General features: G+C 73.3%; 13 protein-coding genes. 12 read left to right on the top strand and 1 reads right to left on the bottom strand.

The window, feature by feature from the left end; all coding sequences use genetic code 11:
• The first annotated feature begins 98 nt into the window (after window positions 1-98).
• From kdpF to AC3ERT_RS13175, 9 genes are all read left to right on the top strand, one after another.
• Complete coding sequence (kdpF, locus tag AC3ERT_RS13135) at window positions 99-191, top strand: K(+)-transporting ATPase subunit F (protein ID WP_335979832.1); 93 nt, start codon at window positions 99-101, stop codon at window positions 189-191.
• The gene (gene kdpA / locus AC3ERT_RS13140) at window positions 188-1,852 is read left to right on the top strand and encodes a potassium-transporting ATPase subunit KdpA (RefSeq protein WP_435174118.1); all 1,665 of its coding nucleotides are present in this window, start codon (window positions 188-190) and stop codon (window positions 1,850-1,852) included. Before kdpF ends, kdpA begins: the two co-directional genes overlap by 4 nt.
• Window positions 1,852-4,008: a potassium-transporting ATPase subunit KdpB gene (kdpB, locus tag AC3ERT_RS13145; protein ID WP_435174120.1), complete on the top strand. Its 2,157-nt coding sequence runs from the start codon at window positions 1,852-1,854 to the stop codon at window positions 4,006-4,008. The genes kdpA and kdpB overlap by 1 nt, the downstream gene beginning before the upstream one ends.
• A 33-nt stretch (window positions 4,009-4,041) precedes the next feature.
• Entirely contained in the window at window positions 4,042-4,656 is a 615-nt protein-coding gene (gene kdpC, locus AC3ERT_RS13150) for a potassium-transporting ATPase subunit KdpC (protein WP_435174121.1), read from the top strand.
• 2 nt (window positions 4,657-4,658) lie between these two features.
• Window positions 4,659-5,342: a response regulator gene (locus AC3ERT_RS13155; protein WP_335979838.1), complete on the top strand. Its 684-nt coding sequence runs from the start codon at window positions 4,659-4,661 to the stop codon at window positions 5,340-5,342.
• Between the two features lie 213 nt (window positions 5,343-5,555).
• Complete coding sequence (modA, locus tag AC3ERT_RS13160; protein ID WP_435174253.1) at window positions 5,556-6,404, top strand: molybdate ABC transporter substrate-binding protein; 849 nt, start codon at window positions 5,556-5,558, stop codon at window positions 6,402-6,404.
• On the top strand, window positions 6,401-7,258 hold the full coding sequence (locus AC3ERT_RS13165) for an ABC transporter permease (RefSeq protein ID WP_435174122.1): 858 nt from the start codon (window positions 6,401-6,403) through the stop codon (window positions 7,256-7,258). Before modA ends, AC3ERT_RS13165 begins: the two co-directional genes overlap by 4 nt.
• Window positions 7,255-8,325 (top strand): ABC transporter ATP-binding protein, encoded by a 1,071-nt coding sequence (locus AC3ERT_RS13170; RefSeq protein WP_435174123.1) that lies wholly within the window; start codon window positions 7,255-7,257, stop codon window positions 8,323-8,325. The genes AC3ERT_RS13165 and AC3ERT_RS13170 overlap by 4 nt, the downstream gene beginning before the upstream one ends.
• A gap of 249 nt (window positions 8,326-8,574) precedes the next feature.
• Entirely contained in the window at window positions 8,575-9,879 is a 1,305-nt protein-coding gene (locus tag AC3ERT_RS13175) for an alginate lyase family protein (protein WP_435174125.1), read from the top strand.
• A 66-nt stretch (window positions 9,880-9,945) separates the two neighbouring features.
• On the opposite strand, the gene AC3ERT_RS13180 is transcribed toward AC3ERT_RS13175, so the two are convergent.
• Window positions 9,946-11,232: a YihY/virulence factor BrkB family protein gene (locus AC3ERT_RS13180; protein ID WP_435174127.1), complete on the bottom strand. Its 1,287-nt coding sequence runs from the start codon at window positions 11,230-11,232 to the stop codon at window positions 9,946-9,948.
• A gap of 18 nt (window positions 11,233-11,250) precedes the next feature.
• On the opposite strand from AC3ERT_RS13180, the gene AC3ERT_RS13185 reads away from it, so the two are divergent.
• The 3 genes from AC3ERT_RS13185 (at window position 11,251) to AC3ERT_RS13195 (ending at window position 14,702) form a co-directional block, all read left to right on the top strand.
• Window positions 11,251-12,900, top strand: coding sequence for an acyl-CoA dehydrogenase family protein (locus tag AC3ERT_RS13185; RefSeq protein WP_335979845.1), 1,650 nt, complete (start codon window positions 11,251-11,253; stop codon window positions 12,898-12,900).
• 262 nt (window positions 12,901-13,162) lie between these two features.
• Window positions 13,163-14,443 carry a GAF domain-containing protein gene (locus tag AC3ERT_RS13190; RefSeq protein ID WP_435174129.1) on the top strand — a complete coding sequence of 427 codons (1,281 nt, stop codon included), beginning with the start codon at window positions 13,163-13,165 and terminating at the stop codon, window positions 14,441-14,443.
• 175 nt (window positions 14,444-14,618) lie between these two features.
• Window positions 14,619-14,702 carry a putative leader peptide gene (locus AC3ERT_RS13195; RefSeq protein ID WP_328917755.1) on the top strand — a complete coding sequence of 28 codons (84 nt, stop codon included), beginning with the start codon at window positions 14,619-14,621 and terminating at the stop codon, window positions 14,700-14,702.
• Window positions 14,703-14,710: the final 8 nt, after the last annotated feature.

Genomic DNA, 14,710 nt, shown 5'->3' on the forward strand with positions numbered 1-14,710 from the left:
GCACCGGGGTGCTCACGCATGCCAGACCTGTTGTTCCTTCTCCTCACCGTCGTGGTGTTCGCCGTCATCGGCCTGGTCGCCAAGGGGGTGGAACGGCTGTGAGCGCCGAGAACATCGTCGGCCTCGTCGTCGCCGTGGCCCTGGTCGGCTACCTGGTGGTGGCCCTGATCCGCCCGGAGAAGTTCTCGTGAACGACACCCTCGCCGGCTGGTTGCAGATCCTCGCGCTGCTGGCCGTGCTCGCCCTGTCCTACCGGCCGCTGGGCGACTACCTGGCCCATGTGCTGACCTCCCCCCGCCACCTGCGGGTGGAGCGGCTGCTCTACCGCGTCGGCGGCGTCGACGGCGACGCCGACCAGCGCTGGCCGGTCTACCTGCGCAGCGTGCTGGCGTTCTCCGCGGTCTCCGTGCTGTTCCTGTACGGGCTGCAACGGCTCCAGAACCACCTGCTGCTGGCCATCGGCATGAAGGCGGTGGCGCCGGGCGTGGCCTTCAACACCGCGGCGTCGTTCGTCACCAACACCAACTGGCAGTCGTACTCGGGTGAGACCACCATGGGCCACCTGGTGCAGATGGCCGGGCTGGCGGTGCAGAACTTCGTGTCGGCCGCGGTCGGCATCGCGGTGGTCGCCGCCCTGATCCGCGGCTTCACCCGCAAGCGCACCGACCGGGTCGGCAACTTCTGGGTGGACCTGACCCGGATCGTGCTGCGGGTGCTGCTGCCGATCGCCTTCGTCTTCGCGATCGTGCTGGTCGCGGGCGGCGCGGTGCAGAACTTCCACGGCGTGCAGTCGCTCACCACCATCGCCGGCGACCACCAGAGCCTGACCGGCGGACCGGTCGCCTCGCAGGAGGTCATCAAGGAGCTGGGCACCAACGGCGGCGGCTTCTACAACGCCAACTCCGCCCACCCCTTCGAGAACCCCAACGCCTTCACCAACCTGGTGGAGATCTACCTGCTGCTGGTCATCGCGGTCAGCCTGCCGCGCACCTTCGGGAAGATGGTCGGCGACCGGCGCCAGGGCTACGCGATCCTCGCGGTGATGGCGCTGATCTGGGCCGCGTCGGTGGCGGTGATCACCGTCAACGAGCTGCACAGCGTGCACAGCGCGGCCGGGCACGCGGCCGGCGGCATGCTGGAGGGCAAGGAGCAGCGGATCGGCGTGTGGGGCTCGGCGCTGTTCGCCACGTCCACCACGCTCACCTCGACCGGCGCGGTCGACTCCTTCCACGACTCGTACTCGCCGCTCGGCGGCGGCATGACGATCTTCAACATGATGCTGGGCGAGATCGCGCCCGGCGGCACCGGCTCGGGCCTGTACGGGATGCTGATCCTCGCGGTGATCGCGGTGTTCGTGGCCGGGCTGATGGTCGGGCGCACCCCGGAGTACCTGGGCAAGAAGCTCGGCGGCCGGGAGATCAAGTTCGCCTCGCTGTACATCCTCACCACCCCCGCGATCGTGCTGGTCGGCGCGGGCCTGGCGATGGCGCTGCCCGGCGAGCGGGCCGGGATGCTCAACTCCGGCGCGCACGGCTTCTCCGAGGTGCTGTACGCCTTCACGTCGGCGGCGAACAACAACGGCTCGGCGTTCGCGGGGCTGTCGGTCAACACCGACTGGTACAACACCGCGCTCGGCCTGGCGATGCTCGCCGGCCGGTTCCTGCCGATGGTGTTCGTGCTCGCGCTGGCCGGCTCGCTCGGCCGCCAGCAGCCGGTGCCCGCGACCGCGGGCACCCTGCCCACCCACCGGCCGCAGTTCGTCGGCCTGCTCACCGCGGTGATCGTCATCGTGGTCGGGCTCACCTACTTCCCGGCGCTCGCGCTGGGACCGCTCGCGGAAGGTCTGCACTGATGTCGTCTCTGACCACTTCGAAACCCCCCGCGGCGCCGGGTGCGGCGCCGCAGCCCGCCGCGGGCGGCCGGGTCGGCGGCGGCATGCTCGACCCGAAACAGCTGCTGGCGTCGCTGCCGGACGCGTGCCGCAAGCTCGACCCCCGGGTGATGGTGCGGAACCCGGTGATGTTCGTGGTCGAGGTCGGCTCGGTGCTCACCACGCTGGAGGCGGTGAAGGACCCGAGCGTCTTCGCCTGGGTGATCACCGTGTGGCTGTGGCTGACCGTGGTCTTCGCCAACCTCTCCGAGGCGGTGGCCGAGGGGCGCGGCAAGGCGCAGGCCGAGTCGCTGCGCCGGACCCGGACCGCCACCACCGCGCGGCGGCTGTCCGGCTGGCAGCCGGGCGGCTCCTCCTCGGAACCGGCCGGCACCGAGGAGGAGGTGCCGGCGTCCTCGCTGTGCGTGGGCGACCACGTCGTGGTGGCGGCCGGGCAGACCATCCCCGGGGACGGCGATGTCGTCGAAGGCGTCGCGTCCGTCGACGAGTCGGCGATCACCGGCGAGTCCGCGCCGGTGATCCGCGAGTCCGGCGGCGACCGCTGCGCGGTGACCGGCGGCACCTCGGTGCTGTCGGACCGGATCGTCGTGAGGATCACCTCCAAGCCCGGCGAGACCTTCATCGACCGGATGATCGCGCTGGTGGAGGGCGCGGCGCGGCAGCGCACGCCGAACGAGATCGCGCTGAACATCCTGCTGGCGTCGCTGACCATCGTCTTCCTGCTGGCCGTGGTGACCCTCCAGCCGTTCGCGGTCTACGCGGGCGCCGAGCAGTCCCTGGTGATCCTGGTGTCGCTGGTGGTGGCGCTCATCCCGACCACGATCGGGGCGCTGCTGTCGGCGATCGGTATCGCGGGCATGGACCGGCTGGTGCAGCGCAACGTGCTGGCGATGTCCGGGCGGGCGGTCGAGGCGGCGGGCGATGTGACCACGCTGCTGCTGGACAAGACCGGCACCATCACGCTGGGCAACCGGCAGGCCGCCGACTTCCTGCCCGCGCCGGGGGTCAGCGCGCAGCAGCTGGCGGACGCCGCGCAGTTGGCGTCGCTGGCCGACGAGACACCCGAGGGCCGCTCGGTGGTGGTGCTCGCCAAGGAGCGGTACGGGCTGCGCGGCCGCGGCGAGGGCGAGTTGGCGGGGGCGGAGTTCGTGCCGTTCACCGCGCAGACCCGGATGAGCGGGGTGGACCTCGGCGAGGAGGGCGCCGAACGCGCGCTGCGCAAGGGCGCGGCGGCCGCGGTGACGCAGTGGATACGCGACAACGGCGGCTCTCCCGCCGAGGAGGTCGGCCCGATGGTCGACGCGATCGCCGGCAGCGGCGGCACCCCGCTGGTCGTCGGCGAGGTGGTGCGGCGGCGCGACGGCGCGGCCACCGCCTCGGTCCTCGGGGTCATCCACCTCAAGGACGTGGTCAAGGAGGGCATGCGGGAGCGGTTCGACGAGCTGCGCCGGATGGGCATCCGCACGGTGATGATCACCGGCGACAACCCGCTGACGGCCAAGGCCATCGCCGACGAGGCGGGGGTCGACGACTTCCTCGCCGAGGCCACGCCCGAGGACAAGCTCGCGCTGATCAAACGGGAGCAGGCCGGCGGCAAGCTCGTCGCCATGACCGGCGACGGCACCAACGACGCCCCCGCCCTCGCCCAGGCCGACGTCGGCGTCGCCATGAACACCGGCACCTCCGCCGCCAAGGAGGCGGGGAACATGGTGGACCTGGACTCCAATCCGACCAAGCTCATCGAGATCGTCGAGATCGGCAAGCAGCTCCTGATCACCCGCGGCGCGCTGACCACCTTCTCCATCGCCAACGACGTCGCCAAGTACTTCGCGATCATCCCCGCGATGTTCGCCGGGGTCTACCCGGGGCTGCGCCACCTGAACGTGATGGGCCTGCACAGCCCGAGCTCCGCGATCACCTCGGCGATCGTCTTCAACGCGCTGATCATCGTGGCCCTGATCCCGCTGGCCCTGCGCGGGGTGCGCTACAAGCCGTCCTCGGCCGCGGCGCTGCTCAGCCGCAACATCTGGGTCTACGGCCTGGGCGGCCTGGTGCTGCCCTTCGCCGGGATCAAACTCATCGACCTCGTCGTGCAGTTCATCCCCGGGCTGCGCTGAGCGCGCCCGGCTGCGAAGAGTAAGGAAGCCCCCATGCGTATCGTGCGCAACCACCTGGCGGCCCTGCGGATGCTGCTGGTCTTCACCGTGCTGTGCGGGTTGGCGTATCCGCTGCTGGTCACCGGGGTCGCCCAGGCGGCGTTCCCGGCGAAGGCCAACGGCTCGCGGGTGGAGCTGGACGGCAAGGCCGTCGGCTCCAGCCTGATCGGGCAGAACTTCGACCTGCCCAAGAAGAACCCGGACGACCCCGACGAGGTGGCCAAGCCCGACCCGAAGTACTTCCAGCCGCGCCCCTCGGCCGGGTCGTACGACCCGCTGGCGTCCGGCGCGTCCAACCTCGGCCCGAACGACCCGGACCTGGTGAAGACGATCAAGGAGCGCCGCGCCGCGGTCGCCGCGTTCGACGGGGTGGACCCGGCGGACGTGCCGGCGGACGCGGTCACCGCGTCGGGCTCCGGGCTGGACGCCGACATCTCCCCGGCGTACGCGGCCGAGCAGGTCGACCGGGTCGCGAAGGCACGCCACCTGAGCACCGCCGTGGTGCGGAAGCTGGTGGCGGAGCACACCCACGGCCGGCCGCTGGGCTTCCTGGGCGCGCCGTACGTCGACGTGGTCACCCTCGACCTGGCGCTCGCGAAGCTGGGTTGAGCGTGACGCGCATCCTCGTCGTGGACGACGAGCCGCAGATCGTCCGGGCCCTGGTGATCAACCTGCGGGCGCGCCGCTACGAGGTGGACGCCGCCCACGACGGCGCGACCGCGCTGCGGATGGCCGCGGACCGGCACCCGGACGTGGTGCTGCTCGACCTCGGGCTGCCCGACATGGACGGCACCGACGTCATCGCCGGGATCAGGGGCTGGAGCCGGGTGCCGATCATCGTGCTGTCGGCCCGGCACAGCTCCGACGAGAAGGTGGAGGCGCTGGACGCGGGCGCGGACGACTACGTCACCAAGCCGTTCGCGATGGACGAGCTGCTCGCCCGGCTGCGGGCGGCCGAGCGGCGCCGCTCCGGCCGGGAGCCGGAGCCGGCCGCCGCCCGGCTGGAGACCGCCGCCTTCACCGTGGACCTCGCGGCGAAGAAGGCGACCCGGCACGGTGCGGACGTCCGGCTGACCCCCACCGAGTGGCACCTGCTGGAGGCGCTGGTCCGCACCCCGGGCCGGCTGGTCAGCCAGCAGCAGCTGCTGCGCGACGTGTGGGGGCCGTCGTACCGGACGGAGACGAACTACCTGCGGGTGTACATGGCGCAGTTGCGGCGGAAGCTGGAGGACGATCCGACCCGGCCGCGGCACTTCGTCACCGAGCCGGGGATGGGGTACCGGTTCGAGCCGTGAGCGCCGTTGCCGTTGGCCGTTACGGCCGTCTGTCCCCGGCGGCGCCCGGTGCGGTGGTCGTCTGATCGCACAAGCGAGGGCAGGTCCGGTGATCGTTTGGATTATGCGATGCTACGGCGGACTTTCCCCTGGCAGCTGCGGAACTATCATCGTGCCCATGACCGCGACCGGCGGCTCGGCGGAGAGGGAGAGTTTCCTGTGACCACCCCACGTATGCGGTTCGCCCGGACCACCCGTCGCGCGCGCTCGCGCGGCCTGTGCGCGGCGGCCGGAGGCGCCGCGCTGCTGCTGGCCCTGGGCGCCTGCTCGTCGTCCTCCTCGAAGTCCTCGGACTCCTCGAAGCCGTCGGGCTCGTCGTCCGCGTCGGCGTCCGGGCCGCAGCAGGTCTCGGGCACCGTGGTGGTCTTCGCGGCCGCGTCGCTGAAGGAGTCCTTCACCGCGCTCGGCAAGGACTTCCAGCAGGCGTACCCCGGCACGAAGGTGGTCTTCAGCTTCGGCGGCAGCGACCAGCTCGCCGCGAGCATCACCGGCGGCGCCCCCGCCGACGTCTTCGCCGCGGCCAGCCCGGCCACCATGAAGACCGTCACCGACAAGGGCGACGCGTCCGCCACCCCCACCGACTTCGTGCGCAACCAGCTGGAGATCGCCACCCTCCCGGGCAACCCGAAGAAGATCGCCAGCCTCAAGGACCTGACCGGGTCGGGCCTTTCGGTGGTGCTGTGCGCCAAGACGGTGCCGTGCGGCGCCGCCGCGCAGAAGGCGCTGACCGCCAGCGGCCTCAAGCTCACCCCCAAGTCGTACGAGCAGGACGTGAAGTCCGCGCTGACGAAGGTGGAGCTGAAGGAGGCGGACGCGGCGGTGGTCTACCAGACCGACGTCAAGAGCGCGGGCAGCAAGGTGCAGGGGGTGACCTTCCCCGAGTCGGCCAAGGCGATCAACGAGTACCCGATCGCGCCGCTGAAGGCCGCGCCGAACCCGAGCGGCGCGGCGGCGTTCATCGCCCTGGTGAAGTCCGCCGAGGGCCGCAAGGTGCTGGGCGAGGCGGGCTTCCTCAACCCGTGAGGCCCGCACCGAAGAACGCCGGGGCGGGGGCGGCGCAGCCGCCGGTACGGCCGCGGCGGCAGCGGGGCGGGGGCGCCGTCCCGCTGCCGCTGCTGCTGCCCGCCGTGGTCGGCCTGGCGTTCCTGCTGGTGCCGCTGCTGGCCCTGCTGGTGCGGGCGCCCTGGCGCAACATGCCCGGCCTGCTGACCGGTTCCGCGGTGTGGCAGGCGCTGCGGCTGTCGCTGGAGACGGCGACGTCGGCGACCGCGGTGGCCCTGGTGCTCGGGGTGCCGCTGGCCTGGCTGCTGGCCCGCACCCGCTTCCCCGGCCGCCGGCTCGTACGGGCCCTGGTGACGCTGCCGCTGGTGCTGCCGCCGGTGGTCGGCGGGGTGGCGCTGCTGCTGGCGCTGGGCCGCAACGGCATCGTCGGGAAGTGGCTGGACACGTGGTTCGGCGTCACCCTGCCCTTCACCACGGCCGGGGTGGTGGTCGCCGAGGCGTTCGTGGCGATGCCGTTCCTCGTGATCAGCGTGGAGGGCACCCTGCGCGCCGCTGACAGCCGGTACGAGGAGGCCGCCGCGACGCTGGGCGCCTCCCGCTTCACCGCCTTCCGCCGGGTGACGCTGCCGATGATCGCGCCCGGGGTGGCGGCCGGCGCGGTGCTCGCCTGGGCGCGTGCGCTCGGCGAGTTCGGGGCCACGATCACCTTCGCGGGCAGCTTCCCCGGCCGCACCCAGACGATGCCGCTGTCGGTGTACCTCGCGCTCCAGGACGACCCGGACGCGGCCGTCGCGCTGAGCCTGGTGCTGCTCGCGGTGTCCGTCGCGGTGCTGGCCGGGCTGCGTGACCGCTGGACGGGGGCGGGCACCGGATGAGCGCCCGCGGGCTCGACGCCCATCTGGTGGTGGACCGCGGCGATTTCCGGCTCGACGTGCGCCTGGCCGCGGAACCCGGCGAGGTGGTGGCGCTGCTCGGGCCGAACGGCGCGGGCAAGACCACCTCGCTGCGCGCGCTGGCCGGGCTGACCGCGCTGACCGGCGGCCATCTGCGGCTGGACGGGCGGGAGTTGGAGCGCCCGGTGGAGCGGGTGCGCATCGCGCCGGAGCACCGCCCGGTCGGCGTGGTCTTCCAGGACTACCTGCTCTTCCCGCACCTGAGCGCCCTGGACAACGTGGCGTTCGGGCCGCGCTGCCACGGCGCCTCCCGCGCCGAGGCCCGGGCGCTGGCCGCCGGTCTGCTGGACCGGATGGGCCTGGCCGGGCACGCGCACGCCAAGCCGCGCCGGCTGTCCGGCGGCCAGGCGCAGCGGGTCGCGCTCGCCCGGGCGCTGGCCACCGCGCCCCGGCTGCTGCTGCTCGACGAGCCGCTGGCGGCCCTCGACGCCGGTGCCCGGCTGGACGTACGCGCCGAACTGCGCCGCCATCTGGCCGCGTTCGAGGCGGTGGCAGTGCTGGTCACGCACGACCCGCTGGACGCGATGGTGCTCGCCGACCGGCTGGCGGTGGTCGAGCACGGCGGCATCGTGCAGGAGGGCGCCCCCGCGGAGATCGCCCGCCACCCGCGCACCGACTACATCGCCCGCCTGGTCGGGCTCAACCTCTTCCGGGGCGAGGCCGACGGCGCCCGCGTCCGGATCAGCCCGCACCTGGCGCTCACCGGCACCGCCGCACTGACCGGCCCGGCGTTCGCGGCGTTCCCGCCCGGCGCCGTCACCCTCCACCGCGAACGCCCCGACCCGGCCACCCCCAACGCCTGGCCCGTCCGCGTCACCGGCATGGAGTCCCACGGCGCCCGGTTCCGCATCACCCTCACCACCACCCCGGACGACCTCCCCCTCACCGCCGACCTCCCCCCACCCGCGGTCGCCGACCTCTCCCCCGGCGAGGGCACCGCCCTGTGGGCCACCATCCCCCCGTCCGACACCCACACCTACCCCTCCTGACCCCGCACGCCACCGCGCCGTCCCCCCGCACAGGGCGGCCCCGCCCGCCAGGTAGACGTGTCCGACCCGGTGGGCGATGCCCTCGGAAGGAGGCAATTCGGGTGCGGGTTCAGGTCATTGACCTTTGTTCAGCCCCTTGACTGGGGCGGTGGAGGGCGCGATCCTCGCGTACCACGGAAAGGAAAGTTTCCTTACACTGCCCGGCCGCACCTCACCTCCCGCCCCACCGCGGAGCAAGGAGCCCCCACCATGCGCAGATTCCCCCACCGCACCCACGACGCCCGGAGCACCCGGAGCACCGGCAGCCCCCGGCGGAAACGCTTCCGCCGGGCCACCGGGCTGGCCGCCGCGGCCGCCGCCCTCGGCACCGCGCTCACCGCACTGCCCGGGACCGCCACCGCCACTGCCGCCCCGGCCCCACACGCCGCCCCCGCCGTGGCCGCCGCGCCCACCACCTTCACGCACCCGGGCGTCCTGGTCAGCCTGCCCCAACTCGCCTACGTCAAGGAGCAGGTGCAGGCGAACGCGGAGCCGTGGAAGGACGCGTACAACCAGATGATCGGGAGTTCGTACGCCTCCCTGTCCCGCACCCCCAAACCGCGCGCCGACGTGGAGTGCGGGTCGTACTCCAACCCCGACAACGGCTGCACGGACGAGCGGCAGGACGCGATCGCCGCGTACACCGACGCGCTGGCCTGGTACATCACCGGCAACAGCGCCTACGCGCAGAAGTCGATCGAGCTGATGAACGCCTGGTCGTCGACGATCACCGAGCACACCAACAGCAACGCGCCCCTCCAGACCGGGTGGGCCGGCTCGGTGTGGCCGCGCGCCGCGGAGATCATCCGCTACACGTACGACGGCTGGTCGCCGGCGGACATCGCGCGGTTCTCGGACATGCTGCGCGACGTCTACCTGCCCGAGGTGATCAACGGCTCCAACAGCAACGGCAACTGGGAACTGGTGATGATGGAGGCCGCGGTCGGCATCTCCGTCTTCCTCGACGACTCCGCGGACTACGACAAGGCGATCACCCGCTACCTCAACCGCGTCGCCGCCTACGTCTACCTGTCCACGGACGGCGCGCTGCCCAAGACGGTGCCCGGCAGCGGGCTGGACACCTCCGCGAAGATCATCAGCTACTGGCAGGGGCAGTCCACGTTCGTCACCGGGCTGACCCAGGAGACCTGCCGCGACTTCACCCACACCGGGTACGGCATCGCGTCGATCTCCGACGTCGCCGAGACCGCCGCGATCCAGGGGCAGGACCTCTACCCGCAGGTCGGTGAGCGGCTGCGGCAGGCGCTCGGCTTCCAGTCGAAGTACGAGCTGGGGACGGCCCCGCCGTCCTGGCTGTGCGGCGGGCAGCTCAACCTCGGGCTCGGGCCGGTGACGGAGGTCGGGTTCAACGCGCTGCACAACCGGATGGGCATCGCGATGACCAACACCCAGGCGCTGACGGAGTCGCAGCGCCCGGCGGGCACCAACGCGCTGTTCGTGGCATGGGAGACGCTCACCAACGCGGACAACCCGGATGTGATCCCCACGAGCTGACGGCCTCCCCGCCGTCACATGACGCCCGGCCCGCCCCGCCACCCGCGGGGCGGGCCGCGGCGCGCCCTAACCGTGCGAGCGGTCGTCCGGGAAGTGCGGGGCGCGCGGGGGCAGGGGCGGCATCGGGGGCGGCATCCGCGGCGGCGGGGGCACCGGGGGCACCTGGCCCGGGTAGTCCGGCAGGTCGGGCGCCGGGGGGCGGCGGCGCGGGGAGCTGCCCGGGCGGGCGGACCGCAGCCGCGCCCTGATGTCGAGGTGCGGGTGGAAGTCGGCCCAGCGCTCCGGGTACTCCGCCGGCGGCAACTGCGCCTCCCGCTCCTCCTCTTCCCCGGTGCTGGGCGCCGCGTGCCGGGCCCGGCGGGCGGCGACCGCGCGGGCCACCACCGCGGCGGCGGCCGCCTCCCGCAGCCGGTCGTTCTCCTCGCGGGCCAGGGACGTGGCGACCGACGGCCACACCCGGTCCACGGCGGCGTTGACGGCCGCGCCCACCAGCACGGCGAACGCGGACACCCCTATCCACAGCAGCACCGCGACCGGCGCGGCCAGCGACCCGTAGATCGTGTGCCCCTCGACGGCGTGGGTGAGGTAGATCCGCAGCACGAAGCTGCCGACCACCCACATCAGCAGCGCCACCAGCGCCCCGGGCACGTCCTCGTACCAGGGCGAGCGGACCGGCACCGAGACGTGGTACAGCGTGGTGAGGAAGGCGATCACGGCGAACAGCGCGGCCGGCCAGTACAGGATGTGCTCGGTGGCGCTGCCGCCGGGCAGGTAGCGGGTGAGCGTGCCGGGGCCGACCACCACCAGCGGCAGCACCGCGGCGCCGACCAGCAGCGCGGCCACGTACAGCAGCAGCGACATCAGGCGGGTGCGGACGATGCCGCGGCGGCCCTCCAGGCCGTACATGATGGTGATGGTGTCGACGAAGACGTTGACCGCGCGGGAGCCGGACCACAGGGCGATCAGGAAGCCGATGGAGATCAGGTCCGGGCGGCGGCCGTGGAAGACGTCGTCCACCAGCGGCTTGACCAGTTGGTTGACGCCCTTGTCGGACAGCACCGTGGCGGACGCCTTGAGGATGTTGTGCCGGATGTGGTCGATGGTGTCCAGGCCGACCACGGTGTCCACGTAACCGAGCGCGCCGACCAGCCCGAGCAGCAGCGGCGGCAGCGACAGCAGCACGAAGAAGGCCGCCTCGGCGGCCAGCCCGGTGACGCGGTACTCCATGCAGGAGTCCACCGTGTCCTTGAGCAGCAGCCAGGCCATCCGGCGTTTGGAGACATTCCGGTACAGCGCGCGGGCCCTGCGCCACCGGCCCGGTCTCCGGTGGCTTCTTTCGTCTGCTGCTTGCACGCCCTTACGTTAGCTGGCATGACTGCCCCCACTCACACGGTCACGAACCAGGCGCCGCCCCTGGTCGGCCATGACGTGTACAGAACGGACCGCGCGCTCGCCGAAGGCGTGGCGCGGCACGCGGCCCCGGAGCGGCTGGCGGAGATCGACGGCGAGCTCAGCGACCTCGGCCGGGCCGCGGGCTCGGCGCAGGCGCAGCGCTGGGGCGAGGAGGCGAACACCTACTCCCCCGTGCTGCGTACCCACGACCGGTACGGCAACCGGATCGACGAGGTCGACTTCCACCCGTCCTGGCACCGGCTGCTGGGCCACGCGGTCACCTCGGGCCTGACCGACGCCTGGTCGCGGCCGGACGGGCACCTGCGGCGCGCGGCGGGCTTCATGGTGTGGACGCAGGCCGAGGCCGGGCACGGCTGCCCGGTGTCGATGACCCATGCCGCGGTGCCCGCGCTGCGCGCCGACCCGCGGCTGGCCGCCGAGTGGGAGCCGCGGCTGGGCGCGCACGTCTACGACCCGCGGCTGGTCGCGCCGGGGCAGAAGCCGGGCGCGCTGTTCGGGATGGGCATGACCGAGAAGCAGGGCGGCTCGGACGTCCGCGCGAACACCACCACCGCGCGGCCGCTGGCGGAGGACGGCACCTATGCGCTCACCGGCCACAAGTGGTTCTGCTCGGCGCCGATGTCGGACGGCTTCCTGGTGCTGGCGCAGGTGCCGGCCGACGGCGGGCAGCGGCTGACCTGCTTCCTGGTGCCGCGGGTGCTCGCCGACGGCAGCCGCAACGCCTTCGCGATCCAGCGGCTGAAGGACAAGCTCGGCAACCGCTCCAACGCCTCCTCGGAGGTGGAGTTCGCCGGCACCTGGGCGCGCCGGGTCGGCGAGGAGGGCCGCGGGGTCGCCACGATCATCGAGATGGTGGCCGCCACCCGGCTGGACTGCGCGCTGGGTTCGGCCGCGCTGATGCGGCAGGCGGTCGCGCAGGCCGTGCACCACGCCGCGTACCGCAGCGCGTTCGGCGGGCCGCTGATCGACAAGCCGCTGATGCGCAACGTCCTGGCCGACCTGGCGCTGGAGTCGGAGGCGGCGACCACCGCGGTGCTGCGGCTGGCGGCGGCCTACGACGCGGACACCCCGCGCGAGCGCGCCCTGCGGCGGCTGGCGGTCGCGGTGACGAAGTTCTGGGTGACCAAGCGGTGCCCGGCGGTGGCGGTGGAGGCGCTGGAGTGCCTGGGCGGGAACGGCTACGTGGAGGAGTCCGGCATGCCGCGGATCTTCCGGGAGTCGCCGCTTAACTCGGTGTGGGAGGGCTCCGGCAACGTGCAGGCGCTCGACGTGCTGCGGGTGCTGGGCCGTGAACCGCAGGCGGTGGACGCCTTCCTCGCCGAGGTCGGCCTCGCGCACGGCGCGGACCCCCGGCTGGACGCGGCGGTGAAGGACCTGCTCACCGACCTCGCGGACCTGGAGGGCGTCGAGACGCGCGCGCGGCGGGTGGTGGAGCGGATGGCGCTGGTCTTCCAGGGCTCGCTGCTGGTGCGGTTCGCGCCCGCGCCGGTCGCCGACGCGTTCTGCGCGTCGCGGCTGGGCCGGGACTGGGGCGCCACCTTCGGCACGCTGTCCGCTTCGGCGGACCTGGCCGCGCTGGTGGAGCGGGCCCGGCCGGTCGCGGTCTGAGCCGGCCGCCGTACAAAGGGGGGCGGAGGTGGCGCCGCGCCGACTCGGCACCACCTCCGGTAACGCGACCCGTACGCGACGGGCCGCCACCGACCGCGAGTTGCAGATGTGCGAGGTCGGTGACGTGCCGTCACTGTCCGTCAAAGTCGCGTACGCTCGCAAGGGTTGCAGCACGTTGCACGTGGTCCGGCCGGTCCGGCGGGCGCGAGGGCGTGGGCACACCGACCACCGATACTGGGCAACGGGGCTGAGCGGAGGCGAGATGGCACACCTTCGGATCGGTCCGGCGCGGCCGGTGGGCACCGGCGGCCGGCCTGCGGCACACCTGCCGGCGCCGGTCCGGGACGCCGCCTGGTCCGGCCGGGCGCCGCGTCCGGCCACCGGGCCGCGTACGGTGATCAGCGAGTCGTGGACGCGCGCGCAGCAGTTGGGCGTCGATCCGGACATGGGCGCGGCGCACCGCATCCTGAGCACCGACGAGGTCGAGCAGCGCCGGCACGCCACCCCGCTCGCGGAGATCATGCCGAGCCTGCGGGACGGCCTGGTCGCGGTCGCGGACGCGACCTGGCACATCATGGTCGTCACCGACGCCGAGGGCCGGGTGCTGTGGCGCGACGGCAGCCACGCGATCCGCCGCCGGGCGGACCGGGTGGGCTTCGCCGAGGGCGCCTCCTGGGCCGAGAACGCCGTGGGCACCAATGCGATCGGCACCGCGCTGGTGACCCGTACCCCGCTCCAGGTGCACTCGGCCGAGCACTTCGTCCGCACCCTGCACAGCTGGACGTGCGCCGCCGCGCCGCTGCACGACCCGCGGGACGGCCGGCTGCTGGGCGTGGTCGACGTCAGCGGCCCCGCGACCAGCCTGAACCCCGCGACGCTGGCGCTGGTGTCGGCGGTGGCCCGGGTCGCGGAGGGCGAGCTGCGGGCCCGGCACTGGGAGGCGGTGGGGCGGCTGCGGTCGGTGGCGGCGCCGCTGCTGACCCGGCTGTCCGGGCAGGCGCTGGTGGTCGACCGCAACGGCTGGGTCGCCGCGGTGACCGGGATGGCCTGCGCCGACCGGGTCGCGCTGCCCGCGCGGGTACGGGCCGGGCAGGTGTGGCTGCCGACGCTGGGCCTGTGCGAGCTGGACCCGCTGCCGGGCGGCTGGCTGGTGCGGGTCGGCGAGCGGGAGCGGCCGGCGGCGGCGCACCGCGTGGTGCTGGACCTGAGCGGGGCGCAGGGTGCCGAGGTGACGGTGCACGGCCCGGCCGGGCCGTGGTCGCAGCGGCTGAGCCCGCGCCACGCGGAGCTGCTGTTCGTGCTGGCGCTGTACCCGGGCGGGCGCAGCGCGACGCAGCTGGCGGCGGACCTGTTCGGCGACCCGAGCCGGGCGGTGACCGTACGGGCGGAGATGTCGCGGCTGCGGCGGACCCTGGCGGGGGTGCTGGCGCACCGGCCGTATCGTTTCGCCGACGGGGTCGGCGTGGAGGTGCTGCGGCCCGGGCGGCCGGCCGACCTGCTCCCGCATTCGCTCGCGCCGGCGGTTCTGGCGGAGCGGGGGTGACGGGACCCCCCCGGGGCAAATGGTGCTGTCGGTTCCGGGACCACCTGCCGGTGGGGGGCTTGGCGCGCAGTTCCCCGCGCCCCTTAAAAACAAGCGTGACCGCTATTCGAGATGAAGTGGTCCACATGGTGGATAATGGTGGACTGTCCGAACATCTGCGTGCCACGCTTTCGACATGTCACGCACTGGAATCACCTTGGTAGGTCGGCCGCACGTCGACTTCTGCCGTGTGTCCAGCGCCATCTGTCCGGCGGGCTGAGCACCTGA

It is taken from the genome of Actinacidiphila sp. bgisy145 (assembly GCF_057708125.1).